This is a genomic window from Mesorhizobium sp. M0800, from assembly GCF_040320095.1.
Classification (GTDB): Bacteria; Pseudomonadota; Alphaproteobacteria; order Rhizobiales; family Rhizobiaceae; genus Mesorhizobium.
The window spans coordinates 35,932-60,326 of the sequence record NZ_JAMYOZ010000007.1; the positions used below are offsets into that span (position 1 = coordinate 35,932).

The window sequence follows — 24,395 nt, forward strand, 5'->3', positions numbered from 1 at the left end:
CCGCGCGTCAGCGTTCGGCCCAGGCGATCGCGGTTTCCAGGATATTCTTCAGCGTGACGCGGATCGGCGCCGCGAATTCGGCCTCGTAAGGCACCGGCCAGTTAGCCGGTTCGCCCTTGCCTTCGGGCTCGCGCATATAGCCGCGGTTGGAGAGTTCCATCTGCAGCGCGTGGACGCCGGCTTGCGGCTGGCCGAAATGGCGCGTGATCCAGCCGCCCTTGAAGCGGCCGTTGACGACGTAGCTCTCGCCGGTTTCGGCGAGGATCTGGCCAACCGTCGCTTGCAGCGTCGGATCGGCGCTCTTGCCGTCATTGGTGCCGAGATTGAAGACCGGCAATTTGCCTTCAAAAAGGCGCGGCAGCACCGAGCGGATCGAATGGCAGTCATAGACGACGACCTTCCCATGCAAAGCGCGCAGCCTGCCGATCTCGGCCTGCAGAGCGGCATGATAGGGTACGAAGAACTTCTCGCGGCGTTCGTCGATCTCCGACGGTCCCGGCTCCTCACCCTTGCGGTAGAGCTGATCGCCGTCAAAGGTCTCTGTCGGGCAGAGCCCAGTCGTCGTCTGGCCGGGATAGAGCGAAACGCCGGACGGATCGCGGTTGACGTCGATAACGGTGCGCGAAATCGCCGTGCGGATGACGCTGGCGCCAAGATCAGCCGCAAAATCGTAGAGTTGCTCGATCCACCAGTCGGTGTCGCGGCGTGCGAGCCACGGCGAAACAAACCGATTTTCCAGGCCAGCCAGATCCGTGCCCGTATGCGGCAAGCTGACAAGCAGCGGCTTGGATCCTTCATGCACGGTAAGCCAGTCGTGCTCGTTCATGAAAAGTCTCCTTGCACTGGAGCTCTACGGCGCCCCCCTCTGTCCTGCCGGACATCTCCCCCACGCGGGGGGAGATTGGATGTCGCTTCGGCTTTCGCCAATCTCCAACGCTGAAGAAAAGGCGTTGTCGGTGAAACTGCCAATCTCCCCCCAAGTGGGGGAGATGTCCGGCAGGACAGAGGGGGGCGCGAAGGAACGCGACCTTGCAATCGTCCGTGAACACCGACCTCGGTTTTTATCGCTCGCAACGCATTTTGTTCTTGCTTTGTGCCGGCAGCTATGCTACTAATTTGCGCATGGTGCTGATTCGGCCCGACGACCCGCCTTTGAGGCGGGTTTTTTGTTTCTGGCTGGACGTCGGCGGGACAGCGCCCCCCTCTGTCCTGCCGGACATCTCCCCCTCTAGGGGGGAGATTGGCAGCTTCGGCGCCTCGCTCAGTCCTGCAACGCTGGAGATTGGCGAAAGCCGAGACGACAGCCAATCTCCCCCCTGGAGGGGGAGATGCCAAGTGATGGCAAAGAGGGCAGGACAGAGGGGGGCGCGACAGAACGCGACCTGTCACGGCACACCGCCTCATGACGCAACGCCCGGCAGTTTCACCGCACCCGCGGCCTTCACCGCCGCGCCGCTGCGTATCATGGCGATGGCCTTCTCCATGTCGGGGTGGAAGTGCCGGTCGTTGTCGAGATGCGGCACCTCTGCCCTGACCAGCCGGCGCACCGCCTCCAGTGCCGCGCTCGAGGCCAGCGGTGCGTGGAAATCGCAGCCTTGCGCGGCGGCCAGCAATTCGATGCCGATGACGGCCGTCGCATTCTCGACCATGCCGATGAGGCGGCGCGCGCCATGCGCCGCCATCGAGACGTGGTCTTCCTGGTTGGCCGAGGTCGGGATCGAATCGACGCTGGCCGGATAGGCCTTTTGCTTGTTTTCAGAAACCAGTGCTGCCGCCGTGACCTGAGGGATCATGAAACCGGAATTCAGACCCGGCTTGGGCGTGAGAAAGGCCGGCATGCCCGACAGCGCGGGATCGACCAGCATGGCGATGCGCCGTTCCGACAGCGAGCCGATCTCGCAGACGGCGAGTGCGATCATGTCGGCGGCGAAGGCGACCGGCTCGGCATGGAAATTGCCGCCCGAAAGTGCGGAGTCGTCCTCGGCAAAGATCAGCGGATTGTCGGTGACGCCGTTGGCCTCGGTGCCGAGCGTCTCGGCGGCCTTGCGGAGCACGTCGAGTGCTGCGCCCATCACCTGCGGCTGGCAGCGCAGGCAATACGGATCCTGCACGCGCTCGTCGCCGACGCGGTGCGATTCACGGATGGCGCTGCCGGCCATCAAATTGCGCAACGCCTCGGCCGTCTCGATCTGGCCGCGATGTTTCCTGAGCAGATGGATGCGTGGATCGAACGGAGCGTCGGAGCCCTTGGCGGCATCGGTCGACAGCGCGCCGGCGACCAGTGCCGACTGGTAGAGCACTTCCGCCTCGAACAAAGCGGCAAGCGCATAGGCGGTCGAAAACTGGGTACCGTTGAGCAGCGCCAGGCCTTCCTTGGCGCCCAGTGTCACCGGCTCCAGGCCGTGCGAAACGAAGGCGACCTTGGCGGGAAAGCGGCCATGCGGGGTAAAGCACTCGCCGACGCCGATCATCACGGCGGTCATGTGCGACAGCGGCGCAAGGTCGCCGGAAGCGCCGACCGAGCCTTGCGCCGGCACCACGGGGATAACGTCGTTGGCCAGCATCGCCTCGATCAGTTCGATCGTCCGCGGCCGCACGCCGGAGGCGCCCTGTGCCAGGCTGGCCAGCTTCAGCGCCATCATCAGCCGGCAGATTGCGACGGGCATCGGCTCGCCGACGCCGGCGGCATGAGACAGCACGATGTTTCGCTGCAACGTTTCCAGATCGGCGGCGGGGATGCGGACGCTGGCCAGCTTGCCGAAGCCGGTATTGATGCCATAGACCGGCTCGCCCTTGGCAACGATCCTGGCGACGGCCTCGGCGCTGGCCTTGATCTTCGGCCGGCAGGCATCATCGAGCCTCAGTGCGGCGCCGCGATAGATGGCGCGCCAATCGGCCAGCGTGGCATTGCCCGGCCTTAGCTTGAGTTCGGTCATTGTCCCCTCCAGATGCGGGCATGCAGCGGGTTGAAGCCCATGCGGTAGACGAGTTCGGCCGGGCGCTCGACGTTCCAGATCGCCAGATCGGCGGATTTTCCGGCCTCCAGCGTGCCGGTCTGTCCAAGCAGCCCGAGCGCGCGGGCAGCCTCGCGGGTAACGCCGGCAATGCATTCATCGACGGTCAGGCCAAACAATGTCGCGGCCATGTTCATGGTCAGCAGCAGCGAGGTCAGCGGCGACGTGCCGGGATTGTTATCGGTGGCAACGGCCATCCTGACGCCATGCTGGCGAAACAAGGCGATCGGCGGCTTCTTGGTCTCGCGGATGAAGTAGTAGGCGCCGGGCAGGATGGTCGCCACGGTTCCTGCCTTCGCCATCGCCGCCGCACCCGCCTCGTCGGTGTATTCGAGGTGGTCGGCCGATAGCGCACCATAGCGCGCCGCAAGTTCGGCGCCGTGCAGATTGGACAGCTGGTCCGCATGGAGCTTGACCGGCAGGCCCGCCGCCTTCGCGGCATCGAACACGCGGGCGATCTGCTCCGGCCAAAAGGCAATGCCTTCGCAAAAACCGTCGACGGCATCGGCCAGGCCCTCGGCAGCGACGGCCGGCAAAATCTGCTTTGCAACAAGATCGATAAAGGCGTCCTTGTCACCTTTTGCTTCGGGCGGCAGCGCATGAGCGCCGAGGAAAGTGGTCCTGACCGTCACCGGCCGCTCACCGCCCAGCCGTCGTGCGGCGCGCAGCGACTTCTTCTCGTTTTCGAGGTCGAGACCGTAGCCGGATTTAATCTCGACGGTGGTGACGCCTTCGGCAATCAGCGCATCGAGGCGCGGCAGCGACTGGGCGACCAGTTCGTCCTCGCTAGCCGCGCGCAACGCCTTGACCGACGAGACGATGCCGCCGCCGGCCTTGGCAACCTCCTCATAGCTGGCGCCGGCCAGCCGCATCTCGAATTCATTGGCACGGTTGCCGGCGTGGACCAGATGGGTGTGGCAGTCGATCAGGCCGGGCGTAATCCAGCGGCCTTCGCAGTCGGTCGCCTCGGCGCCCTCGCGGAGAGCCGCCGGCATGTCGACTTCCGGCCCGGCATAGACGATCCGGCCGTTGCGCACGGCGACCGCACCGTGCTCGACGACGCCTGACCCGGCGCTGCTTTCGGCCATGGTCGCGAGGCGCGCATTGCGCCAGAGACGGAGCTCTCCTGCCCGGCTTTTGCTCTCTGCAGCCATCATCTTTTCCGTTTCAATAGGTGACGATTATGTATATACATATGAAAAGGCACTGCAAGCGCTATCATCGCACGGCAGACCGGGATTTGGAGAAAAACGTGACAGCAATCTTTGCGGAACAGGCGCTTCTGCCCGACGGCTGGCACAGCAATGTGCGGATCGTCATCTCCGACGGCAAGATCGCCACGGTCAAGGCGAATACCTCGCTCCTGCCTGGCGACGAGCGCCGTGCCATCCTGCTATCAGGGATGCCGAACCTGCACAGCCATGCCTTCCAGCGCGGCATGGCCGGCCTTGCCGAATTGCGCGGCCCTTCCGCCGACAGTTTCTGGAGCTGGCGCGAGGTGATGTACCGTTTCGCGCTGTCGATGACGCCGGACCAAGTCGAGGCGGTCGCGGCCCAGATCTATGTCGAGATGCTGGAGGCCGGGTTCTCGCGCGTCGGCGAGTTTCACTATCTCCACCACGACCGTGACGGCCGGCCCTATACTGACATCGCCGAGATGGCGGAGCGCATTGTTGCCGCAGCGTCCGAGACAGGCATCGGGCTGACTTTGCTGCCGGTGTTCTACGCGCATTCCTCTTTCGGCGGCGCTGCTCCGAATGAAGGCCAGCGCCGGTTCATCAACGATGTGAACCAGTTCTCGCGGCTTGTTGAGAAATGCCGCGAATCCATTCGCGCGCTGAATCAAGGCGTCGTGGGCGTCGCCCCGCACAGCCTGCGTGCCGTGACACCGGAGGAACTGGAAAACATCACGGTGATGGCGCCGGAGGGGCCTATCCACATCCACATCGCCGAGCAGATGAAGGAGGTCGAGGATTGTCTTGCCTGGTCCGGCGCGCAGCCGGTCGAATGGCTGCTTGCCAACGCCAAGGTCGACCGGCGCTGGTGCCTCATCCACGCCACCCACATGACCGATACCGAGACGACCGATTTGGCGAAAAGCGGCGCCGTTGCCGGCCTCTGCCCGATCACCGAGGCCAATCTCGGCGACGGCACCTTTGCCGCGCCCCTGTTCATGCAGCATGGCGGCCGCTTCGGCATCGGTTCGGATTCAAACGTACTGATCGGCCTGCCGGACGAGTTGCGGCAGCTCGAATATTCGCAGCGCCTCGCCCACCGCGCCCGCAATGTGCTGGCGGTCGCCGGCGGCTCGACCGGCCGTGCGCTATTCGATGCAGCGCTCGATGGTGGCAGTGCCGCGCTGGGCGCCGGCCTCTCGCAGATCGCAGCAGGTGCCTCGGCCGATTTCGTCTCGCTCGACGGCAAGCATCCATCGCTGGCCGGCAAGACGGGCGATGCAATCCTCGACGCCTGGATTTTTGCCAACGGCACCAAGATCGATTGCGTCTGGGTGCATGGCAGGAAACTGGTCAGCGGCGGCATGCATGCCAGGCGCGATGTTATCGCCGAGCGGTTCCGCAAGGTCATGACGGCGCTTTCGGCATGAGCATGATCGGGACAATAAGCGCGGATTCTGGAAGCGCGGACGGCGGCGAGGTTCTTTCGCTGCACCAGCGCATCCTGTCGGACATCAGCGAACGGATCCTGTCGGGTGCCTGGGCGCCCGGCCACCGCATTCCGTTCGAGCATGAACTGACGGCCGAATACAATTGTTCGCGCATGACAGTGAACAAGGCGCTGTCGCAACTGGCCAAGGCCGGGCTGATCGAGCGCCGGCGTCGCTCCGGCAGTTTTGTCCGCCGGCCGCAGTCGCAGGCAGCCGTTCTCGAAATCCACGACATCCGGATCGAGGTCGAGGCACTTGGCCTGCCCTACCGCTATGAGCGCATAGCGCGAAACAGAAGGCGCAGCAGCGCCGGCGACCGCGCCCTGCTGGAACTCGACGTCGCCGGGCCGGTGCTGGTGCTGGAATGCCGGCATTTCGCCGGCAAGCGGCCGTTCGCCCACGAGCAGCGGCTGATCAACCTGGCTGCCGTACCGGAGGCTGCCGAAGAGGCGTTTTTCGACACCGCGCCCGGTCCGTGGCTGATCGGCCGCGTTCCATGGAGTGCGGCCGAGCATCGCATACGCGCGGTTGCCGCCGAAAAGCACATCGCGGCGGCACTCGACATCGCGACGGGCGCGCCGTGCCTGGTGATCGAGCGGCGGACATGGAGCGCCGAGCACCCCGTCACCCATGTCCGCTTCACCTATGCGGCAGAGAACCACACGCTGGTGGCGCGGTTCACGCCGTCGCAGGGGTAAACCCTCCCCCTCGAGGGGAGGGTCGCGGAGCAAATTGCCGCATGGCGGCATTTTGTGACGCGGGGTGGGGTCGGTGCGACCTCGCCGACCCCACCCCGTCTCGCAGTCTCCGCTTCGCTTCGACTACTCGCCGACCCTCCCCTCGAGGGGGAGGGTAAAGAGCCGCATTCTCAAATCGCCGCGGTAACAATAATCTCGACCAGATATTCCGGTCCGGCAAGCTTGGCTTCGCCGGTGGCGCGGGCCGGCGTGTTGCCTTGCGGTACCCATTTGTCCCACTCCGCGTTCATCTTGGCAAAGGTGCTCATGTCGGCCAGCCAGATGATCGCCTGCAGGATCTTGGTTTTGTCGGTGCCGGCCTTGGCCAGCAATTCGTCGATCGCCGCCAGAATGTCCCTGGTCTGGGCACCGACGTTTCCGCCCGGCTTGCCGACCTGACCGGCCAGATAGACGGTGTTGCCGTGGATGACGATCTGGCTCATGCGCGGGCCTACATCGATACGACGAATGCTCATTGGATATTCCTTCTCCTCTTGTCGGTGCGCCTGTTTAGGGGCCGGGTTCGCCGGGGGCAAGGCCGCTCAAGCGGAACTTCTTGAGCCAAGCCAAAGCACACAACAAGACGGCCCGGCCGCAATTCCGCCCGATTGGCTTGTTGACTAATGTAATAACATCACATATCGAATCCGCCCCTGCAGCGCCGATCATCGCCCCCATGGATCGTCACATGAGCCAAACCTGCCTGACCTTCCGCGACCTGACGCTGGGCTACAATAGCCATCCTGCGGTCCACCACCTCAATGGTACGATCCGCAAGGGATCGCTGACGGCGGTCGTCGGCGCCAACGGCTCCGGCAAATCAACGCTGATGAAGGGCATTGTCGGCGTCCTGAAGCCGATGGCCGGCGCGGTGATCCGGGCGCCCGGCGTACGCGCCGCCTATCTGCCGCAGCAATCGGAACTCGACCGCTCCTTTCCGGCCCGGGTCGTCGACCTGGTTTCGCTTGGTCTGTGGCCGCGGCGCGGCATGCTCGGCCGTTATACGAGGGAAGATCGCGACTCTGTCAGCAAGGCGCTGATGGCCGTCGGCCTCGGCGGCTTCGAGAAGCGGCCGATCGACACACTGTCGGGCGGCCAGCTGCAGCGCACGCTGTTTGCCCGCGTGCTGTTGCAGGATGCCGAGCTCATCCTGCTCGACGAGCCGTTCAACGCCGTCGATGCCAAGACGGTCGGTGACCTGATCGCGCTGATCAAGCGCTGGCACGGCGAGGAACGCACGATCATGGTTGTGGTCCATGATCTCGATCTGGTGCGGCAGAATTTCCCCGAAACACTGCTCCTGGCGCGCCAGCCGATCGCCTGGGGCGAGACCAAAGAGACGCTGCAGCCGGAGAATCTGTTGCGTGCGCGCCGCTTCCACGAGGCCTGGGAGGACAACGCGCCATGGTGTGAGCCCGGCGAGCATGATCACGAGCACGGTGGCCACGAGCACAGCCATGACCACGACCATCATCACGGCTCCGGGCCGAGGGCGGCATGATGGAGGTGCTTTACGGTCTTTTCGTCGCTCCTTTCGCCGACTACGCCTTCATGCAGCGGGCGCTCGCCGGTTCGATGATGCTGTCGCTCGGCGCCTGCCCGGTCGGCGTGTTCCTGATGCTGCGGCGCATGAGCCTGTCCGGCGATGCCATGGCGCATGCCATCCTGCCGGGTGCTGCCGCCGGCTTCCTGTTCTATGGCCTGGAGATCCTGCCGATGACCATCGGCGGACTGATCGCCGGCATCATCGTGGCGCTCGGCGCCGGCGCCGTCTCGCGCTTCACCATCCAGCGCGAGGACGCCTCTATGGCGGCCTTCTATCTGATTTCGCTGGCCATCGGCGTGCTCATGGTGTCGATCCGCGGCTCCAGCGTCGATCTCATGCATGTGCTCTTCGGCACCGTGCTGGCGCTCAACAACGAGGCGCTGACGCTGATCGGCGGCATCGTCGCGGTGACGCTGGTCAGCCTCGCCATCTTCTGGCGGGCGCTGGTCGCCGAATGCCTCGACCCTTTGTTCCTGCGCTCGGTCAGCCGGATGGGCAGCCCGGTGCATTTCATCTTTCTCGGCCTCGTCGTGCTCAACCTCGTCGGCGGCTTCCAGGCGCTCGGCACCTTGCTGTCGGTCGGGCTGATGATGCTGCCGGCAGCGGCGGCCCGCTTCTGGACCTCGCGCGTCGAGCCGATGTGCGTGCTGGCCACAGTAATCGGCTTTGCCTCCTGCATTGCCGGGCTGCTGTTGTCCTACCATGCGTCATTGCCCTCCGGCCCGGCCATCATCCTGTCCGCCGGCGTCGTCTATTTCGCCTCGATCCTGTTCGGCACGCGCGGTATCCTGCGCGCCCGCATCGTCCATCACCGCCACAGAACTGCCTGATCCCAACAAGGAGAAACTGTCCATGCTGAAATCGATCCGCGCCGCTTTGGCCGTGAGCGTTATAACATTAACCGCCTTTGGCGCATCTTCGGCCTTTGCTGAGCCTTTGAAGGTGGTCGCCAGCTTCACGATCATCGCCGATTTCGCCAAGAATGTCGGCGGCGACCGCATCGATCTGACCACCATCGTCGGGCCTGACGGCGACGCCCATGTCTACGAGCCGAGCCCCGCCGATGCTGTGGCGATGGCCAAGGCCGACATCGTGCTGGTCAACGGCCTGCATTTCGAAGGTTTTCTGCAGCGCCTGGTCGACGCCAGCGCCACCAAGGCCTCGATTGCCGTGCTGACCAAGGGGGTCACGCCGATCAATTTCAAACCCGAATTCGCCGAGGCCGATGCCGCCGAAGGCGCGGAAACCGATGGCGGCAAGACGGTCACCGATCCGCATGCCTTCCAGTCGATCGCCAATGCCAAGATCTATGTGAAGAACATCGCCGACGCCTTTTGCACGGCCGACGCTGCGGGTTGCGACAGCTACAAGGCCAATGCAGCCGCCTATACGCAAAAGCTCGAGGCGCTTGAGGGCGAAGTGCAGGCGGCGATCCAGTCGATCCCGCAGGAGAAGCGCGTCGTCATCACCTCGCATGACGCCTTCGGCTATTTCGAGCAGGCCTACGGCTTGACGTTCCTGGCCCCGGAAGGCGTGTCGACCGAGTCGGAGCCCTCCGCCGCCGACGTCGCCAAGCTGGTCAGCCAGGTGAAACAGGACAAGGCGGCGGCGATCTTCGTCGAGAACATCACCAACCCGCGGCTGATCGAGCAGATCGCCAGCGAGACCGGCATCAAGGTGGGCGGCACGCTCTATTCCGATGCGCTGTCGCAGCCCGACGGCCCGGCCGCGACCTATATCGACCTGATGCACAATAACATCGCCCAGATCAAAGGCGCGATCCTCGGCAGCTGAGCTGTCTAGTCACTCCATCCGGTCGGGCTGAAATTGCCCGGCCGGATTTCTATCTAATGGCTGTTGCCGACCGGGTCAGGGAGTGGCAAGACTGCCGCTAACCAGATTGCGAGGACACCGCCATGGAATACCGCCAGATCAGCGAGGACTATTCGGTCTCGGGCCAGATCCAGCCCGAAGATGTCGCCACCATCAAGGCCGCCGGCTTCAAAAGCGTGATCTGCAACCGGCCGGACGATGAGCAGCCCGGCCAGCCATCGGCCGACACCGTCAAAGCGGCGGTCGAGGGCGCCGGGCTCGCCTTCCGCTACATCCCGGTCATCAGCGGCCAGATCACGGCCGAGAATGTCGAGGACCAGGCCGAGGCGCTTGACGAACTCGAAGGCCCGGTCTTCGCTTACTGCCGGTCCGGCGCCCGCTGCACTAATCTTTATGGGCTGATCCAGCAGTCGAAGGGGTGAGAGGCCTCACATTCCGAGCGGAGGAAGTCAAGTTCCGCACTGTGGCGATCCTTCGCACCCCCCTCTGTCCTGCCGGCCATCTCCCCCTCAAGTGGGGAGATTGGATGTCGCGTTGGCTTTCGCCAATTTTCAGCGTTGCGGAGTGGGCAGCGAGGTCAGAGCTGCCAATCTCCCCACTTGAGGGGGAGATGGCCGGCAGGCCAGAGGGGGGTGCTGTCCCTCCGCCATATCTAACGAAAAGCCGTCTGGCTAAATCGGCAGCGCGCCGGTCTCCTTCAACGTCTCCAGCACGATCGCCGTCTTCACGTGCTGCACCGATTCGTGCGGCAGGAGCACGCTGTTAACGAATTCCGACAGCGACTTCAGGTCCGGCGTCACGACTTTCAATATGTAGTCCATCTCGCCGGTCAGCGCGTGCGCTTCCTGCACTTGCGGCAGCCGCGCCACCAATTCGCCGAAGCGCCGCGCATTGTCGCGGTTGTGGGTGGCGAGCGTAACCGAGATGACGTTGACCAGGGAAAAACCGAGCTTGTCGCGGTCGAGCACCGCCCGGTAACCCTTGATATAGCCGTCCTCCTCCAGCCGCTGGCGACGACGCGAGCACTGCGACGCGGACAGGTTCACCCGTTCCGACAGATCGTTGTTGGTCAGCCGTGCATCGCCCTGCAAAAGAGCCATTATCTTGCGGTCAAACTGGTCGATGCGCGCCTCATCCATGAATTTCGGGTCCGCAGTGCACAACTCGCGCATGATCAGACCATTTCAAGCGTTTGAATGCAAGCAATTTGCACTCGCTCCGCGCTATAATTGCGTTCAGATGGCCGACGCGGCCAGTTCCAGATTTCGGAGCAATGCCATGGGTCCCTTCCCGCACGACGCACCGCCCGCCAAGATCAGCAAAACCAATCCCGCCGGCACCGACGGCTTCGAGTTCGTCGAATTCGCGCATGCCGAGCCGGAAAAGCTCGCCGAACTGTTCACCCGCATGGGCTATGTGCCGGTGGCCAAGCACCGCAGCAAGGACATCACCGTCTGGCGGCAGGGCGACATCAACTATGTCGTCAATGCCGAACCCGGCTCGCATGCCATGAAATTCGTCGACAAGCACGGCCCTTGCGCCGCCTCGATGGCGTGGCGGGTGGTCGATGCAACGCATGCCTTCGATCACGCTGTGGCCAAGGGCGCGACGCCCTATGAAGGCAACGACAAGACGCTCGATGTGCCGGCGATCGTCGGTATCGGCGGATCGCTGCTCTATTTCATCGAAACTTACGGCGAGAAGGGCTCGGCTTACGACGCCGAGTTCGACTGGCTCAGCAAGCGCGACCCCAGGCCGGAAGGCGTCGGCTTCTATTACCTCGACCACCTGACCCACAATGTCTATCGCGGCCAGATGGACAAATGGTGGGATTTCTACCGCGATCTGTTCGGCTTCAAGCAGATCCATTTCTTCGACATCGACGGCAAGATCACCGGCCTGGTCAGCCGCGCCATCACCTCGCCCTGCGGCAAGATCCGCATTCCGCTGAACGAGTCCAAGGACGAGACCAGCCAGATCGCCGAATATCTGAAGAAGTATAATGGCGAGGGCATCCAGCACATCGCCGTCGGCACCGACGACATCTACGGCGCCACCGACAGGCTGGCCGCCAACGGCCTGAAGTTCATGCCGGGACCGCCCGAGACCTATTACGACATGTCTTACGCCCGCGTGAACGGCCATGAAGAGCCGATCGAACGTATGAAAAGGCACGGCATCCTGATCGACGGCGAAGGCGTCGTCGATGGCGGCACGACCAAGATCCTGCTGCAGATCTTTTCCAAGACAGTGATCGGCCCGATCTTCTTCGAGTTCATCCAGAGGAAGGGCGACGAAGGTTTTGGCGAGGGCAACTTCCGCGCTTTGTTCGAATCGATCGAGCAGGACCAGATCAAGCGCGGCGTGCTGAAGGTGCAGGCGGCGGAGTAGGCTAACCGGACTTCTTGCGATTCGGTCAGTAGTAGCTCAGACTTTGGCCATGAACATTGCTATCGCAGAGGCCAAGGCAAGACTGTCGGAACTCGTCAGCCGCGCGGAAGCTGGCGAAGAGATTGTGATTACCCGTCGCGGCAAGGTTGCGGCGCGCCTCGTGCCGCTAGCCGTGCCCGAGTCTCTGCCTCGTGTCGGCGCCATGAAGGGCAAAATCAGGATTGCCGACGATTTTGACGAACTCGGTCCCGAATGGGACGGGTATGTCAAATGACGTTGTCACAGGCAAACGTCTATTTGGCGAGGCCGGCGGCTTTGCGCAGAATCTCGTTGATGCGGCTCTGCCAGCCGGGGCCGCCGGCACGAAAGCGGGCGACTACGTCACTGTCGAGACGGAGTGTTACCTGCTTCTTCGGATTATCGAGAGCCGGCCGGCCGCGCGAACGGCGAATGCTTTCGGCAAGCTCAGGGAACGCTTCGGCGAAAGGACGAGCGTTTCGAAAATCCTCCTCTGTCCATTCCGGATTCTCCGAAACGGCTTCCCAGTCTTCTTTGCTGTAGCCGCGACCAGCTTCGAACTCGGTGCGCACCTTACGCTTTGCCATTGAACAATCTCCTTTCCGCGGGACTTGCCGGGCGCATCGAAATTATCGAGATGCCCTCGGAACCGAGCCGGGCAAACACCACCGCAACGATGCCATCGATGATCCGGCCAATTGCCATGAGACGACCGGCCTTGGCAGTGCGGATTGTCGAGGCAAGAAAAAACTCGTCATCAAGCGCCGCAAAATCCAAGCCGTGCTTGTCAATGTTGGCCAACCGTTTTGGTTCGTCCCAAACGATCTTCATCAGAATTTATGTACCTACAATAATTAAGTCAATAATTTTCGTAACTACAACTAATTGCGACCTTCGAGCACCAACCTCTCGACCTCGGCTTTCCTGAGTTTCAGATCATAATCGAGGAAAAACTCGTCGAGTTGCGGCGGTTTCACCGAGGTGCCGGACAGCATCGCGTGCACCTGGCCGCGATGATGGATGTCGTGGATGAAGAGATGGGCGAGCAGGTCGCCGATCCGTTCCGGTATCATGCCGTCCTCGCGCCGATCGGTGAGAACGCGGCGCTCGAGATCGTCCGCCGACAGGCGGTCGCAAAAGGCGATCAGCCGCCGGTCGGCCTCCGTCCGCTTGCCAAAGAGCGCGTCCGCTTCGTCGAAGAGCAAGAACTCATCGTAGACCGCGGCGCCGACGCCGCCCTCTTCGAGAAAATCGAGATAGAGGTGATCGACCGCCAGGATGTGGTTCAGCGTTGCCTTGATCGACGGAAAAAAGCTCGTCCGTTCGGCTTCGAATTCGCCGGGCTCAAGCTGCAGCACGGCGCGGTAGAGCCGGTCGTTCGACAAGAGATTGTTGGCTGCCATGCGGCGGAAATGGTTCAGCAGGTCCATGACTTCACGGCGCGACCCGGAATAGCGACACACCCGCCCATAGAAGCGCAAATCCAGCCAAAACAATCAGCAGCAGCCCGATCATGCGCCGCCGCATGCCTTGCGTTTCCTGGTCCAGCGCGACATTCGTGTTGGTGACGGTGTGAAACATCATCGCCTTGCGCGGAAAGCCGCTGCGGTTGGTCAGGCCGGGCGAGCGCGCCTCGATGCGATAGCTCAGGCGGATCGCCAGGATGAAGATCGCCAGCATGACAAGAGCCCAGACACCGCACAGCAGGTAGAATGTCTCGCCCGTCATTCTCTTGCCCCCTCGTACTTCTCGACCTTCTGCTCGATGGCGCCGAAGATCGAATGCCCACCCCGGTCCTTCATCTCGAGACGCACGGTATCGCCAAAGCGCAGGAACGGCGTTTTCGGTTCGCCGGCTTCGATGGTCTCGATCATGCGCAACTCGGCGATGCAGGAGTAGCCGGCGCCGCCCGCCGAGACAGGCTTGCCCGGGCCGCCGTCGAGCTTGTTGGAGACGGTGCCCGAACCGACGATGGTGCCGGCGGCCAGCGGCCGCGTTTTTGCGGCGTGAACAATCAGCGCTGGAAAGTCGAAAGTCATGTCGATGCCGGCGTTCGCCCGGCCGAACGGTCTGCCGTTGAGATCGACCAGCAGCGGCAGGCTGACCTTGCCGCCGTCCCAGGCATCGCCCAGCTCGTCCGGCGTCACCGCAACCGGCGAAAAGGCCGATGACGGTTTCGACTGGTAGAAGCCGAACCCCTTGGCGAGCTCGGGTCCGGTCAGGCCGCGCAGCGTTACATCGTTGACCAGCATGACCAGCCGGATCGCCGCCCGCGCCTGGTCGAGGCCTGCACCCATCGGCACGTCGTCGACGATGACGGCGACCTCTCCTTCCATGTCGATGCCAAGGGTCTCGTCGGTCATGCAGATTGGGTCGCGCGGTGCGAGGAAAGCGTCCGAGCCGCCCTGGTAGATCAGCGGATCGGTCCAGAGGCTTGCCGGCATCTCGGCGCCGCGCGCCTTCCGCACCAGCTCGACGTGGTTCACATAGGCCGAGCCGTCGGCCCATTGATAGGCGCGCGGCAGCGGCGAATGGGCGTCATGCTCGTGAAAGCGGGCAGACGGCACCGCATTATTCTCAAGCGATTCGGCCATCGCAGCGAGATGCGGCGCGATCCGATGCCAGTCGTCGAGCGCGGCCTGCAGGGTCGGCACCAGGAACGAAGCATCGGTAAACCGCGTCAGGTCGCGCGAGACGACGACGAGCTTTCCGTCGCGCGTCGCGTCCTTTAATGTGGCAAGCTTCATGCGGTTTCCTCTCCTGGCGCAGCTTTGGCGCTGCTTTGATTTTTTGTTCTACGCATGATCTCTTCCGAAACCGGTTCCCACTTTTCGGGATCATGCTCCAGCCCCACAACAAGGCCGTCGCGGGCGATCGTCAAGTCGCCGGCCCATGTTTTCCTGACGGCGGCGATCCAGTCGGCCTCGCCGATCTCCGGATCGTCGGCCGGAATGAGGTGGTTGACGACTAGCCTTTTGACGCCTGCGTCGCTGGCGATGCGGCCCGCCTCCTCGGCAAAGCTATGGCTGGCAAGCAGGTGTTCCCTCAGCCTTGCGCCGTTGCCGGTCTTCGCGACCAGCCGCTCGATACCCTCTTCCAGCATGGCCTCGTGGACCAGGACGTCGGCGCCCTCGGCGAAATCCGCCAATGGCGGAAAGAACGCCGTATCCGACGAAAAGACGATGCCTTGCCCCGCATGATCGAAGCGCAGCGCAAAGCAATCCGTCACCGGCGGGTGGTCGACACGCAGCGCCGATATTTTGAGACCGCGCTCTTCCGCCACCTGGCCTTCACCAAACTCGACGATCGAAACCAGGTCGCGGAGATCCGGCCGCCCTTCATCGGCGATGCGGATCTCGATGTCGAACTCCATCGCCTGGCAAAAGCGCTGCCAATAGTAGCCGGTGCCGGGCGGGCCGAACACGGCGACCTTTGTTGCCAGGCCGGCCGTCCATGCGGTGTGGATCAACGGTCCGAGTTCCAGCACATGGTCGGAATGCAAATGCGTGATGAAGATCAGGTCGAGCGCCTTCAGGCTGACACGGGCATCGGTCAGCCCGCGCGTTACGCCCAGCCCGCAATCGACGACGATGGTGCGGCCGCCAATCTCCAGCAGCGACGAACTCGGCCACGGCCCGCCCGGCCGGAGCGCCGGCCCACCCTTCGAACCCAGAAGCACCAGACGATCCATCATGCGACGGCGCTCAAGACCAGTCGCCCTCTGGCGTGCCGTTGAAGCGCTTCTTCAGGCCGGCCCAGCAGTCGATGTAATTGTCCTGTCGGGTTTCAAGCTCGGCGCCATAGCGGGTCACCATCTGCGGAAAGCGTGTCTCGAACATGAAGGCCATGGTGTTGTCGAGCTTGACCGGCTTCAGCTCCGCGCGCGAGGCTTTTTCGAAGCCAGACGCATCGGGTCCGTGAGCCAGCATCATGTTGTGCAGGCTGATGCCGCCGGGCACGAAGCCCTCTTCCTTGGCATCGTACTGACCATGAATCAGGCCCATGAACTCGCTCATGATGTTGCGGTGATACCAGGGCGGGCGGAACGTATCTTCGGCGACCAGCCAGCGCGGCGGGAAGATGACGAAATCGATATTGGCGGTGCCTTCCTCGCCGCTCGGCGCGGTCAGCACGGTGAAGATCGATGGGTCGGGATGGTCGAACAGGATCGCACCGACCGGCGAAAAGGTCGCAAGATCATATTTGTAGGGCGAATAATTGCCGTGCCACGCCACCACATCCAGCGGCGAATGGTCGATTTCGGTGACATGGAACTGGCCACACCATTTCGCGATCAGCCGACAGGGCGTGTCCTTGTCCTCGAACCAGGCGCAGGGCGTCTTGAAATCGCGCGGATTGGCCAAGCAATTGGCGCCGATCGGGCCGCGATCCGGCAGCGTCAGCTTGGCACCGTAATTCTCGCAGACATAGCCGCGCACTTGCGGATCGACCAGTTCGACCTTGAACACCAGACCACGCGGCAGCACGGCGATCTCGCCCGGCCTGAGTTCGATGACACCCATCTCGGTGACGAAGCGCAAGGCTCCAATCTGGGGCACGACCAGCAACTCGCCGTCGGCGTTGAAGAAATGATCGTCGACCATCGAGCGATTGGCGACATAGACGTGTGCCGCCATGCCGGTCTGGCCGAGCACGTCGCCGGCGGTGGTGATCGAGCGCATGCCGGCGATGAAATCGGTCGGCTCCTTCGGCATCGGCACCGGGCTCCAGCGATACTGGCCGAGTGCGAGCCGATGGTCGCCGACGTTCGGCGCGCTTTTCCAAAGCGGATAATTCGCCGCTTTGAAGCGACCGGTGTGCCTGACGCTCGGCCTTATCCGATAAAGCCAGGAGCGCTCATTGGTGCCGCGCGGGGCGGTGAATGGAGAGCCCGAAAGCTGCTCGGCATAGAGGCCGTAAGCCGGCCGCTGCGGCGAGTTTCGCCCTTGCGGCAGCGAGCCCGGCAGAGTCTCGGTCTCGAAGTCGTTGCCGAAACCCGGCATGTAGGAATAGGCCATGGAATCCTCCCGAATTCATGGTCTCGGAGCATCGTTTGCGCATCCGCAAAGATGCTCCGAGTTGACCATACCGGTTTCATTTGTAACCATTGAAAATGTAACCATCAACGGTGATTTCGGCATGAGCCGGCAGCATGCCCAGTCAGGGCCAACCATGGAAATCCTCGAGCTGGAATCCTTCCTGCCTTACCGGCTCTATCGGCTCGCCGATGCCGTCAGCCGCGAATTCTCAAGGATATACAAGGACCGCCACGGCCTGACACGGCCCGAATGGCGCACGCTTGCGGGACTTGGACAGCACGGCACGATGACGGCGACGGCGCTCGGCGAGCAATCGGCCATGCACAAGACCAAGGTTTCGCGCGCGGTCGCCGAACTCGAGCGGCGCCGCTGGCTGACCCGCACGCCAGACGAGAAAGACCGTCGCGTCGAGCATCTGACGCTGACCAAAGCGGGGCTTGCCGCCTATCGCGAAATGGTGCCGCTGGCGAAGGAGTTCGAGCGGGAGCTGCTGGAGAGGCTTGGTGCGGAAGAGCGGGCGGCGATTGTCAGTGGGGTAGCGGCGCTGGAGGCAAAACTCATAGTGGGTTGAAATCCTCTATAGGTTTGACCGTCGTAGAAATCAGATCGCTATTGCGGCAGGTAACGCTCCTAGACCGTAGTAGGCGCGTTCGGCTACAATGAAGCCTCTGACACGGCTTCGAAATGCTATCGGATCATCGATGTAGCCCAAGAGAAGCTGCGCCTGCGAAGCCGCATGTCTCTGAGCGCTTTCAAACAGCCGCCTTGCCGTTTCAAAGTCACCAGCCAAGCCGGCCGCCACCCCGGCGTGGAAAGCTGCCCATTCGCCGTACGCACCAAGCAGCAATTCATTCACGAGGATCGCGGCTGTCGCCTGCACGGAAGGGAACATCGATCGATGAATCTGATCAATTTCGAGTACCTTCCTCGCCATTTGACCGACCATGGGCACAAACTGTGCGGAGTTCTGGAACTCAACGAACCCGCCGACGCGTTCAGAACGATCGAAGGTCAGTGTTTGCGGAAGCGAACCCCAAAGCCAGTGGACAGCCACGTTCAGGTAAGTGCCTTTGGACCAAGAGCTGGGCTGAAATTCGACTACACTCAGCCAGAAGCCACGATCAGCGATCCAGACACGTGACTGCCCCTTTCGCCGAAATCCGGCCGGCTGCAGTACGGTCTTTGCTTCCGAAGCAATGATACGTCCGTGCTCGTTCTCCGCCATTTTGTCCCCCAAAGTGCAGGCAGTGAGCTGGCCTCACCAATCCATCACCACCTTGCCGGAATTGCCGCTCTTCATCGCTTCGAAGCCGGAAATATAGTCGTCGATGCCGATCCGGTGGGTGATCAGACCACTGACATCGAGAGGACCCTGCACCAGCGCGATCATCTTGTACCAGGTCTCGAACATCTCGCGGCCGTAGATGCCCTTCAGATGCAGCATCTTGAAGATGACCTTATTCCAGTCGATCTCGAAGCCGGTCGGCGCAATGCCGAGGATGGCGATCTTGCCGCCATTGTTCATGGTGTCGATCATGTCGCGGAAGGCAGGGGCTGCGCCCGACATTTCAAGGCCGACGTCAAAACCCTCGGTCATGCCGAGCGCCGGCATGACATCGCGCAGCTTTTCCTTCGACGCATCGACGACATGCTGGACGCCGAGCTTTTTCGCCAGTGCTAGGCGCACCGGGTTGATGTCGGTGATGACCACTTTTCGCGCGCCGACGCACTGCGCCACCAGCGCGCCCATGATGCCGATCGGCCCGGCGCCGGTGACCAGCACGTCCTCGCCGACGAGATCAAAGGACAATGCGGTGTGAACCGCATTGCCCAAGGGATCGAATATCGCCGCGATCTCGTCCGGCACGTCGTCGGGGATCGGCACAACATTGTGCTGCGGGATCGCCAGATACTCGCCGAAAGCACCCGGCCGGTTGACGCCGACGCCGAGCGTGTTGCGGCACAGATGCCCCCTGCCCGCCCGGCAGTTGCGGCAATGGCCGCAGACGATATGGCCTTCTCCGGAAACGCGCTGGCCGAGTTTGTACTCGGTCACCGCCGTGCCGAAATCGGCGACGGTTCCGACGAATTCGTGGCCGGTCACCATCGGCACCGGCACCGTCTTTTGCGCCCACTGGTCCCAATTGTAGATGTGCACGTCGGTGCCGCAGATCGCCGTCTTCCTGATCTTGATCAGCACGTCGTTCGGACCGATTTCCGGCACCGGCACTTCTTCCATCCAGATGCCCGGCTCGGCCTTGGCCTTGACCAGCGCCTTCATCATGTTTGACATTCTCTTGTCCCCTGAACCTTAGTCGCCTGAACCTCAGTCGCTTGAATCTCTTGATCCGGAATCGCTTTTCGGTCCCGGCCGCTCAGGAAATCACGCCGAGTTCGCGACCGACTGCGGCGAACGCCTCAACCGCACGATCGATGTCAGCGCCGGAATGGGCGGCCGACATTTGCGTGCGGATGCGCGCCTGGCCCTTCGGCACCACCGGGAACGAGAAGCCGATGACATAGATGCCGCGCTTCAGCATCCGCGCCGCCATTTCCTGTGCCAGCGTCGCGTCGCCCAGCATCACCGGGATGATCGGATGGTCGGCGCCGGCCAGTGTAAAGCCGAGCCTGCCCATCTCGGAGCGAAACCGCGCTGCATTGGCATATAGGAGTTGACGCAACGCATCGCCATTGCGGACCAGTTCGAACACCCGGATCGAGGCGCCGGCGATCGCCGGCATCAGCGTGTTGGAAAACAGATAGGGGCGCGAGCGCTGGCGCAGCCAGTCGACTACCTGCTTCCTGCCCGAAGTGTAGCCGCCCGACGCGCCGCCCAACGCCTTGCCAAGCGTGCCGGTGATGATGTCCACCCTGCCCTCGACGCCGCAATGTTCGGCCGAGCCGCGGCCGTTCCTGCCGACGAAGCCAACTGCATGGCTGTCGTCGACCATCACCATCGCATCATATTTGTCGGCGAGGTCGCAGACGCCCTTCAGATTGGCGATGATGCCATCCATCGAGAACACGCCGTCGGTGGCGATCAGCCGGAACCGGCAGTCGCTCGCCTCTTTCAACCGCGCCTCCAGATCGGCCATGTCGTTGTTGGCGTAGCGCAAGCGCTTTGCCTTCGACAGCCGCACGCCGTCGATGATCGAGGCGTGGTTCAGTGCATCGGAGATGACCGCATCCTCCTCGCCGAGCAGCGTCTCGAACAGGCCGCCATTGGCGTCGAAGCAGGAGCCGTAGAGGATGGTGTCCTCCATGCCGAGGAAGTCAGAAATGGTCGCCTCGAGCTGCTTGTGTTCTTCCTGCGTGCCGCAGATGAAGCGCACCGACGCCATGCCGTAGCCGTAGCGGTCGAGCGCCTGCTTGGCCGCCTCGCGCAGTTCGGCGCTGTCGGCGAGGCCGAGATAATTATTGGCGCAGAAATTCAGCACCTTCTCGCCGCCGACCTCGATCTCGGCCGATTGGGTCGAGGTTATCACCCGTTCGGATTTGTAAAGGCCGGCCGACTTCAGTCCTTCAAGCTCACTGTTGATGTGGGAAAGGAATGCTTCGGTCATGATCAGGCCCTGTTGAGATCGACGAGGACTGTCGCGCCGCGCGGACGAAAAATCCATCGCAAAAGCGACCGCTTCGGTGGCGGCAATGGCACGGCAGAGGCCACGATGTTCAAATGCGGAGGCGCCGCGAAAGATTGCAATAACCACTTTGCGGGTTTCCCGCCACGGTCGCCGCCGCCGGCCTGTTGCCGTCCCAAACCTGTTAACACTTTGGAGCCAAAGGTTATCGCACGAGAATTCGTTGGCGAGAGGGCCGCCTCAGAAAATGTCGCAGCAGCCGGTGCACGCCGTTTCGGGCAGGCTCATACTCCTGATCAAATCCGGCTACTGGCTGGCTCTGCTGATCATAGCCGCCATGGTCGTGGCCTCCTTCATCCTGCTGGAACAGATGATGTCTACCCAACGGCACAATCAGGCGCTGCTCGATATCGTCAGCACACAGAAAGCCCTGTCGCAGCGCATCGTCTTCCTCGCCGGCGCGACAGGCAGCTCCCAGCGCGATCAACAGCGCGCCCTGGTTACCGCGCTCAAGCAAGCGACGGTGGAGTTCGAGAAGAACTACGATCTGCTGCTCGAACGGACCGCCGCCGATCCGGCGTCGCCGGCAAGGTTCGATCCGAAATCGATCGAGAGCGTGCTTTTCGCCAAGCCGTATCATCTCGACTATTTCTCGGTCGGGCTTATCGCCAACGGCGAACGCCTGATCTCGTCATTCGAATCGCGGCTCAACATGGCCGGCAATGGTGGCTACAAGGGCGGAGAGGAGCGCGTCAACCTGAACGCTTCCGTTGCCAACGCAACATTGTCGGGCTATGCCGCACTTGGCCAGCGCATCAGCGCCTTTGCAGACCAGCGATCCGAAACACTTCTCGATCTTAACCGCACATTGTTCTACTCGACCATCGGCGTCATCGTGCTGGTGGCGCTTTTCATTTTCAGGCCAATGTCGAATGCCATCCTGCGCAGGACGCGCGAGCTGGTCGATGCGCGCAATTCCATGGCCTTTATCGCCGTGCATGACGGGCTGACCGGCCTGCACAACCGCACCTTCTTGACCGAGCATTTCGATACGCTGATCAATGCCGCGCAGCGACGGCGTGAACGGGTTGCCGTGGTGCAGTTCGATCTCGACCGGTTCAAGCAGATCAACGACACGTTCGGCCACGCCGCCGGCGATTATGTGCTGGTGGCGGCTGCGCAGCGCATGCGTGATTCGTGCCGTACGTCGGATCTCAACGTGCGGCTCGGCGGCGATGAATTCGTCATGATTCTCAACGGTGCCGGCAGCACCGAGGACATCGATACCGTCGCCCGGCGCATCCTGACCAAGCTCAACAAGCCGATCGTCTTTCGAGGCACGACAATCCATCCGGGCGTAAGTGCCGGGATTGCGGTCTACCCTGTCGACGCCGACAATGCGCAGGATCTGCTCGTCCATGCCGATCTGGCGCTGTATTCCGCCAAGAAGCAGGGCGGCGGCAGCTTGTCGTTCTTCTCCGAGGAGCTGAGGCACGAACTCGATTATCGCAAGCAGCTCGAGCTCGATATCAGGACCGCTATCTCGGAGAAGGCGTTCGAAGTCTATTTCCAGCCGCAAGTCTCGCTGTCGGACGGCGGCATCAGCGGCATCGAGGCTCTGGTTCGCTGGAGACATGCCGAGCGCGGCATGATCGCGCCGGGCGAGTTCATTCCGATCGCGGAAAAATGCGGTCTCATGCCCGAGATCGGCCGCATCGTCATTGCCAAGGCGATCGACGAAGCAGCCGAATGGAACCGCGCAGGCATCGCCTTCGGGCGGATCGCCGTCAATGTATCCGGCTCGGAGCTGCGCGAGACAGATTTCGAAGTCTTCCTGTTCGACATGCTGGAGAGGGCTGGCCTGCCAGCGCACAAACTGTCGCTGGAGATCGTCGAATCCGTCATCCTCGACGACGAGAAGACCGGTATCGCGGCAAAGCTGCGGCACATTCGCGCCGCCGGCATCCATCTCGAGCTCGATGATTTTGGCACCGGCTACGCATCGCTCAGCCATGTCAATCCAAACGAGATCGATCGGCTGAAGATCGATCGCCGTTTCGTCCAGAACATCAACGAGAACAGCGGCAACACCAAGATCGTGCGTGCCCTCATAGAACTCGCCCGCGGTCTCGGCATCTCGATCGTTGCCGAGGGCGCTGAAACCGAAGCCGAGCTCGACTCGCTGATGGCGATCGGCTGCGACCAGGTGCAAGGCTATTCCATCGCTTTCCCGATGCCGCCGGACAGCGTGCGCGAATGGCTGGTGGCGCGAACGCCCAAGAAGGCCAGGCTGACGGTGCTGCAGGGCTGCCGGGCGTAGATCCGTCATGGTTCGGCCTTGCGAACCGACCTGATCTGCCGAGCCGGAAGGTCATCCTCATCACCAGGAAATCCTGCCAGCAATTGTCCAAAGCTGGGCACACGCGCCAGTCTTTCGTAGTCCTGAACGACAAAATGACCGCCTGCTTGCGGCCGTGCCGGGTGATGATGGCCGGTTCTCCCGCGACGACCTGATCGAGCAGCGCCGAGAGTGTAGCCCGGGATCCTTCAGCGAAATTTCGCGCATGGAGTTTCCTATCCTAATTTCTAACCCTCAACATTGGCCCGCAACGCCGCCAGCACCTGTGCAAACTCTGCCAGCCTGTCGTCGGACAGTCCTTTCCGCAGCCGCTTGTCGAAGGCTAACGCGGCGGTGCGCAATTTCAGGAACAGCGTTTCTCCGGCTTGGGTCAGCTCCACCTGGTGAACCCGGCGGTTCTCGGGATCGCGGCGGCGCATCAGCAGGCCTTGCGTCTCCATGGCATTGAGGTGGTGGGTCAGCGTTGCGCCCCTGATGCCGATCATGCCGGCGAGCTCGCGTTGGTTGGCCAGCTCCCGCGACTTGACCGACAGCAACGTGACCCAGACCGGCAGCGTGCCGCCTGCCTCGACCAAGGCAGCGTCGAAAGCCTGCGCAACCAGCTTGGCGGTGCGCGCGAGATTCATCCCGATCGGCGGGCGGTCAAAGGGCGTCATGATCCGACACTAGAACAAGGGCAAAGCCTATGGAACCGGCTCGAGCTTATGCGTTGACATCTAATCATTTGATATCTATCAATATGCCTAGCGGTGGGCAAGAGAGGAAATGCGGTCATGCAATATGTCTACATCATCGTCCTCGGCCTTCACGTCATGGCGGGCGTGTTCTGGGCCGGCACCACCGTCGCGGTCGCCCGCGAACCGGAGATCAGGGCGGAACGTTTCTTCCGGCCGCAAATGGGCGCAGCCGGCGTGGTTTTCCTCACGGGCTTGCTGCTGTGGTATTTCTTCCACAACGGCTCTTTCGGCTCGATGGAGAAGGTCTTGGCGCTGGGCATCTTGACGGCGTTAATCGCCGCCGGGGTTCAGGGCGCGCTGGTGGGTTCCGCCAGCAGGCAGTTGGCCGGCGCTGATGCGGCGAAGCAAACCCAATTGCGCGCCAAGATGACAAAAGGCGAACGTATCGCTGGCGGCCTGCTGGTTATCACCGTGTTCTGCATGGCCACCGCCAGGATGTTTTGAACGTCCTGCCGCAATCGCAAGATCGTACGGT

At 62.5% G+C, this 24,395-nt stretch carries 27 protein-coding genes and 1 pseudogene; 11 read left to right on the forward strand and 17 right to left on the reverse strand.

Annotated elements, in window-relative coordinates; translation table 11 throughout:
- Nucleotides 1–7 precede the first annotated feature (7 nt).
- The 3 genes from hutG to hutI form a co-directional block, all read right to left on the reverse strand.
- Nucleotides 8–826, reverse strand: a complete 819-nt coding sequence (gene hutG / locus NKI18_RS11475) for an N-formylglutamate deformylase (protein ID WP_352620987.1) — start codon at nucleotides 824–826, stop codon at nucleotides 8–10.
- Nucleotides 827–1,400: 574 nt separating this feature from the next.
- On the reverse strand, nucleotides 1,401–2,936 hold the full coding sequence (gene hutH, locus NKI18_RS11480) for a histidine ammonia-lyase (protein WP_352571517.1): 1,536 nt from the start codon (nucleotides 2,934–2,936) through the stop codon (nucleotides 1,401–1,403).
- Nucleotides 2,933–4,168 (reverse strand): imidazolonepropionase, encoded by a 1,236-nt coding sequence (gene hutI, locus NKI18_RS11485; RefSeq protein ID WP_352620984.1) that lies wholly within the window; start codon nucleotides 4,166–4,168, stop codon nucleotides 2,933–2,935. Before hutI ends, hutH begins: the two co-directional genes overlap by 4 nt.
- Before the next feature lie 98 nt (nucleotides 4,169–4,266).
- On the opposite strand from hutI, the gene NKI18_RS11490 reads away from it, so the two are divergent.
- The gene (locus tag NKI18_RS11490) at nucleotides 4,267–5,619 is read left to right on the forward strand and encodes a formimidoylglutamate deiminase (RefSeq protein WP_352620983.1); all 1,353 of its coding nucleotides are present in this window, start codon (nucleotides 4,267–4,269) and stop codon (nucleotides 5,617–5,619) included.
- On the forward strand, nucleotides 5,616–6,377 hold the full coding sequence (hutC, locus tag NKI18_RS11495) for a histidine utilization transcriptional repressor HutC (protein WP_352620982.1): 762 nt from the start codon (nucleotides 5,616–5,618) through the stop codon (nucleotides 6,375–6,377). The genes NKI18_RS11490 and hutC overlap by 4 nt, the downstream gene beginning before the upstream one ends.
- A 170-nt stretch (nucleotides 6,378–6,547) precedes the next feature.
- Here the strand turns inward: hutC and NKI18_RS11500 are convergent, their stop codons facing one another.
- Nucleotides 6,548–6,892, reverse strand: coding sequence for a RidA family protein (locus tag NKI18_RS11500; RefSeq protein WP_352617004.1), 345 nt, complete (start codon nucleotides 6,890–6,892; stop codon nucleotides 6,548–6,550).
- Between the two features lie 212 nt (nucleotides 6,893–7,104).
- Here NKI18_RS11500 and aztA point away from each other — a divergent pair, with 212 nt between their 5' ends.
- The 4 genes from aztA (at nucleotide 7,105) to NKI18_RS11520 (ending at nucleotide 10,217) form a co-directional block, all read left to right on the forward strand.
- Nucleotides 7,105–7,917, forward strand: a complete 813-nt coding sequence (gene aztA, locus NKI18_RS11505) for a zinc ABC transporter ATP-binding protein AztA (RefSeq protein ID WP_352617001.1) — start codon at nucleotides 7,105–7,107, stop codon at nucleotides 7,915–7,917.
- On the forward strand, nucleotides 7,917–8,792 hold the full coding sequence (gene aztB / locus NKI18_RS11510; protein WP_353019803.1) for a zinc ABC transporter permease AztB: 876 nt from the start codon (nucleotides 7,917–7,919) through the stop codon (nucleotides 8,790–8,792). Before aztA ends, aztB begins: the two co-directional genes overlap by 1 nt.
- Before the next feature lie 22 nt (nucleotides 8,793–8,814).
- The gene (aztC, locus tag NKI18_RS11515; RefSeq protein WP_352501460.1) at nucleotides 8,815–9,756 is read left to right on the forward strand and encodes a zinc ABC transporter substrate-binding protein AztC; all 942 of its coding nucleotides are present in this window, start codon (nucleotides 8,815–8,817) and stop codon (nucleotides 9,754–9,756) included.
- 122 nt (nucleotides 9,757–9,878) lie between these two features.
- Nucleotides 9,879–10,217, forward strand: coding sequence for a protein tyrosine phosphatase family protein (locus NKI18_RS11520; protein ID WP_023674411.1), 339 nt, complete (start codon nucleotides 9,879–9,881; stop codon nucleotides 10,215–10,217).
- A 249-nt stretch (nucleotides 10,218–10,466) separates the two neighbouring features.
- Here NKI18_RS11520 and NKI18_RS11525 read toward each other — a convergent pair whose 3' ends face one another.
- Nucleotides 10,467–10,934 (reverse strand): Lrp/AsnC family transcriptional regulator, encoded by a 468-nt coding sequence (locus NKI18_RS11525; protein ID WP_254817488.1) that lies wholly within the window; start codon nucleotides 10,932–10,934, stop codon nucleotides 10,467–10,469.
- Nucleotides 10,935–11,073: 139 nt separating this feature from the next.
- Here NKI18_RS11525 and hppD point away from each other — a divergent pair, with 139 nt between their 5' ends.
- Both hppD and NKI18_RS11535 read left to right on the forward strand, forming a co-directional pair.
- The gene (gene hppD, locus NKI18_RS11530; protein ID WP_352616996.1) at nucleotides 11,074–12,186 is read left to right on the forward strand and encodes a 4-hydroxyphenylpyruvate dioxygenase; all 1,113 of its coding nucleotides are present in this window, start codon (nucleotides 11,074–11,076) and stop codon (nucleotides 12,184–12,186) included.
- 49 nt (nucleotides 12,187–12,235) lie between these two features.
- Nucleotides 12,236–12,460 carry a type II toxin-antitoxin system Phd/YefM family antitoxin gene (locus NKI18_RS11535; RefSeq protein ID WP_352457132.1) on the forward strand — a complete coding sequence of 75 codons (225 nt, stop codon included), beginning with the start codon at nucleotides 12,236–12,238 and terminating at the stop codon, nucleotides 12,458–12,460.
- A 19-nt stretch (nucleotides 12,461–12,479) separates the two neighbouring features.
- On the opposite strand, the gene NKI18_RS11540 is transcribed toward NKI18_RS11535, so the two are convergent.
- From NKI18_RS11540 to hmgA, 7 genes are read right to left on the reverse strand one after another with little or no spacing between them, the layout of a single operon-like run.
- Complete coding sequence (locus NKI18_RS11540) at nucleotides 12,480–12,791, reverse strand: BrnA antitoxin family protein (RefSeq protein WP_352457131.1); 312 nt, start codon at nucleotides 12,789–12,791, stop codon at nucleotides 12,480–12,482.
- Entirely contained in the window at nucleotides 12,778–13,035 is a 258-nt protein-coding gene (locus tag NKI18_RS11545) for a BrnT family toxin (protein ID WP_352616993.1), read from the reverse strand. The genes NKI18_RS11540 and NKI18_RS11545 overlap by 14 nt, the downstream gene beginning before the upstream one ends.
- A gap of 50 nt (nucleotides 13,036–13,085) precedes the next feature.
- Nucleotides 13,086–13,634: a DinB family protein gene (locus tag NKI18_RS11550; RefSeq protein WP_352616991.1), complete on the reverse strand. Its 549-nt coding sequence runs from the start codon at nucleotides 13,632–13,634 to the stop codon at nucleotides 13,086–13,088.
- Nucleotides 13,635–13,638: 4 nt separating this feature from the next.
- Nucleotides 13,639–13,932 (reverse strand): hypothetical protein, encoded by a 294-nt coding sequence (locus NKI18_RS11555; RefSeq protein ID WP_352616988.1) that lies wholly within the window; start codon nucleotides 13,930–13,932, stop codon nucleotides 13,639–13,641.
- Nucleotides 13,929–14,951, reverse strand: a complete 1,023-nt coding sequence (locus tag NKI18_RS11560) for a fumarylacetoacetate hydrolase family protein (protein WP_352616985.1) — start codon at nucleotides 14,949–14,951, stop codon at nucleotides 13,929–13,931. Before NKI18_RS11560 ends, NKI18_RS11555 begins: the two co-directional genes overlap by 4 nt.
- Nucleotides 14,948–15,898: an MBL fold metallo-hydrolase gene (locus tag NKI18_RS11565; RefSeq protein ID WP_352616983.1), complete on the reverse strand. Its 951-nt coding sequence runs from the start codon at nucleotides 15,896–15,898 to the stop codon at nucleotides 14,948–14,950. Before NKI18_RS11565 ends, NKI18_RS11560 begins: the two co-directional genes overlap by 4 nt.
- Nucleotides 15,899–15,908: 10 nt before the next feature.
- The gene (gene hmgA / locus NKI18_RS11570) at nucleotides 15,909–17,222 is read right to left on the reverse strand and encodes a homogentisate 1,2-dioxygenase (protein WP_352616980.1); all 1,314 of its coding nucleotides are present in this window, start codon (nucleotides 17,220–17,222) and stop codon (nucleotides 15,909–15,911) included.
- 154 nt (nucleotides 17,223–17,376) lie between these two features.
- On the opposite strand from hmgA, the gene NKI18_RS11575 reads away from it, so the two are divergent.
- Nucleotides 17,377–17,814, forward strand: coding sequence for a MarR family winged helix-turn-helix transcriptional regulator (locus NKI18_RS11575; RefSeq protein WP_352617021.1), 438 nt, complete (start codon nucleotides 17,377–17,379; stop codon nucleotides 17,812–17,814).
- 30 nt (nucleotides 17,815–17,844) lie between these two features.
- Here NKI18_RS11575 and NKI18_RS11580 read toward each other — a convergent pair whose 3' ends face one another.
- The 3 genes from NKI18_RS11580 to NKI18_RS11590 form a co-directional block, all read right to left on the reverse strand.
- Nucleotides 17,845–18,468: a DUF4304 domain-containing protein gene (locus tag NKI18_RS11580; RefSeq protein ID WP_352616978.1), complete on the reverse strand. Its 624-nt coding sequence runs from the start codon at nucleotides 18,466–18,468 to the stop codon at nucleotides 17,845–17,847.
- A gap of 33 nt (nucleotides 18,469–18,501) precedes the next feature.
- Nucleotides 18,502–19,536 (reverse strand): L-threonine 3-dehydrogenase, encoded by a 1,035-nt coding sequence (gene tdh / locus NKI18_RS11585; protein WP_352452270.1) that lies wholly within the window; start codon nucleotides 19,534–19,536, stop codon nucleotides 18,502–18,504.
- Nucleotides 19,537–19,618: 82 nt separating this feature from the next.
- Nucleotides 19,619–20,806 carry a glycine C-acetyltransferase gene (locus NKI18_RS11590; protein ID WP_352616974.1) on the reverse strand — a complete coding sequence of 396 codons (1,188 nt, stop codon included), beginning with the start codon at nucleotides 20,804–20,806 and terminating at the stop codon, nucleotides 19,619–19,621.
- A 265-nt stretch (nucleotides 20,807–21,071) separates the two neighbouring features.
- Between NKI18_RS11590 and NKI18_RS11595 the strand changes: the two genes are divergently transcribed.
- Nucleotides 21,072–23,144, forward strand: a complete 2,073-nt coding sequence (locus NKI18_RS11595; protein ID WP_352616971.1) for a putative bifunctional diguanylate cyclase/phosphodiesterase — start codon at nucleotides 21,072–21,074, stop codon at nucleotides 23,142–23,144.
- A gap of 5 nt (nucleotides 23,145–23,149) precedes the next feature.
- Here NKI18_RS11595 and NKI18_RS11600 read toward each other — a convergent pair.
- Together NKI18_RS11600 and NKI18_RS11605 are read right to left on the reverse strand one after the other, a co-directional pair.
- Nucleotides 23,150–23,390: pseudogene (locus tag NKI18_RS11600) on the reverse strand (type II toxin-antitoxin system Phd/YefM family antitoxin).
- Between the two features lie 20 nt (nucleotides 23,391–23,410).
- A complete protein-coding gene (locus tag NKI18_RS11605) occupies nucleotides 23,411–23,839 on the reverse strand; it encodes a MarR family winged helix-turn-helix transcriptional regulator (RefSeq protein ID WP_352616969.1) in 429 nt (142 codons plus the stop codon).
- A gap of 117 nt (nucleotides 23,840–23,956) precedes the next feature.
- Between NKI18_RS11605 and NKI18_RS11610 the strand changes: the two genes are divergently transcribed.
- Nucleotides 23,957–24,364: a hypothetical protein gene (locus NKI18_RS11610; protein ID WP_352616966.1), complete on the forward strand. Its 408-nt coding sequence runs from the start codon at nucleotides 23,957–23,959 to the stop codon at nucleotides 24,362–24,364.
- Nucleotides 24,365–24,395: the final 31 nt, after the last annotated feature.

Excerpts from the sequence above, each read along its gene's own strand:
- NKI18_RS11525 (WP_254817488.1), bottom strand. The coding sequence starts at position 10,934 with ATGGATGAGGCGCGCATCGACCAGTTTGACCGCAAGATAATGGCTCTT.
- hppD (WP_352616996.1), top strand. The coding sequence starts at position 11,074 with ATGGGTCCCTTCCCGCACGACGCACCGCCCGCCAAGATCAGCAAAACC.
- NKI18_RS11590 (WP_352616974.1), bottom strand. The coding sequence starts at position 20,806 with ATGACCGAAGCATTCCTTTCCCACATCAACAGTGAGCTTGAAGGACTG.
- NKI18_RS11565 (WP_352616983.1), bottom strand. The coding sequence starts at position 15,898 with ATGATGGATCGTCTGGTGCTTCTGGGTTCGAAGGGTGGGCCGGCGCTC.
- NKI18_RS11550 (WP_352616991.1), bottom strand. The coding sequence starts at position 13,634 with ATGGACCTGCTGAACCATTTCCGCCGCATGGCAGCCAACAATCTCTTG.
- hutI (WP_352620984.1), bottom strand. The coding sequence starts at position 4,168 with ATGGCTGCAGAGAGCAAAAGCCGGGCAGGAGAGCTCCGTCTCTGGCGC.
- NKI18_RS11560 (WP_352616985.1), bottom strand. The coding sequence starts at position 14,951 with ATGAAGCTTGCCACATTAAAGGACGCGACGCGCGACGGAAAGCTCGTC.
- hutG (WP_352620987.1), bottom strand. The coding sequence starts at position 826 with ATGAACGAGCACGACTGGCTTACCGTGCATGAAGGATCCAAGCCGCTG.
- hmgA (WP_352616980.1), bottom strand. The coding sequence starts at position 17,222 with ATGGCCTATTCCTACATGCCGGGTTTCGGCAACGACTTCGAGACCGAG.
- NKI18_RS11555 (WP_352616988.1), bottom strand. The coding sequence starts at position 13,932 with ATGACGGGCGAGACATTCTACCTGCTGTGCGGTGTCTGGGCTCTTGTC.
- tdh (WP_352452270.1), bottom strand. The coding sequence starts at position 19,536 with ATGTCAAACATGATGAAGGCGCTGGTCAAGGCCAAGGCCGAGCCGGGC.
- aztC (WP_352501460.1), top strand. The coding sequence starts at position 8,815 with ATGCTGAAATCGATCCGCGCCGCTTTGGCCGTGAGCGTTATAACATTA.
- aztA (WP_352617001.1), top strand. The coding sequence starts at position 7,105 with ATGAGCCAAACCTGCCTGACCTTCCGCGACCTGACGCTGGGCTACAAT.
- hutC (WP_352620982.1), top strand. The coding sequence starts at position 5,616 with ATGAGCATGATCGGGACAATAAGCGCGGATTCTGGAAGCGCGGACGGC.
- NKI18_RS11545 (WP_352616993.1), bottom strand. The coding sequence starts at position 13,035 with ATGAAGATCGTTTGGGACGAACCAAAACGGTTGGCCAACATTGACAAG.
- NKI18_RS11520 (WP_023674411.1), top strand. The coding sequence starts at position 9,879 with ATGGAATACCGCCAGATCAGCGAGGACTATTCGGTCTCGGGCCAGATC.
- NKI18_RS11605 (WP_352616969.1), bottom strand. The coding sequence starts at position 23,839 with ATGACGCCCTTTGACCGCCCGCCGATCGGGATGAATCTCGCGCGCACC.
- NKI18_RS11610 (WP_352616966.1), top strand. The coding sequence starts at position 23,957 with ATGCAATATGTCTACATCATCGTCCTCGGCCTTCACGTCATGGCGGGC.
- NKI18_RS11575 (WP_352617021.1), top strand. The coding sequence starts at position 17,377 with ATGGAAATCCTCGAGCTGGAATCCTTCCTGCCTTACCGGCTCTATCGG.
- NKI18_RS11540 (WP_352457131.1), bottom strand. The coding sequence starts at position 12,791 with ATGGCAAAGCGTAAGGTGCGCACCGAGTTCGAAGCTGGTCGCGGCTAC.
- NKI18_RS11580 (WP_352616978.1), bottom strand. The coding sequence starts at position 18,468 with ATGGCGGAGAACGAGCACGGACGTATCATTGCTTCGGAAGCAAAGACC.
- hutH (WP_352571517.1), bottom strand. The coding sequence starts at position 2,936 with ATGACCGAACTCAAGCTAAGGCCGGGCAATGCCACGCTGGCCGATTGG.
- NKI18_RS11595 (WP_352616971.1), top strand. The coding sequence starts at position 21,072 with ATGTCGCAGCAGCCGGTGCACGCCGTTTCGGGCAGGCTCATACTCCTG.
- NKI18_RS11535 (WP_352457132.1), top strand. The coding sequence starts at position 12,236 with ATGAACATTGCTATCGCAGAGGCCAAGGCAAGACTGTCGGAACTCGTC.
- NKI18_RS11500 (WP_352617004.1), bottom strand. The coding sequence starts at position 6,892 with ATGAGCATTCGTCGTATCGATGTAGGCCCGCGCATGAGCCAGATCGTC.
- aztB (WP_353019803.1), top strand. The coding sequence starts at position 7,917 with ATGGAGGTGCTTTACGGTCTTTTCGTCGCTCCTTTCGCCGACTACGCC.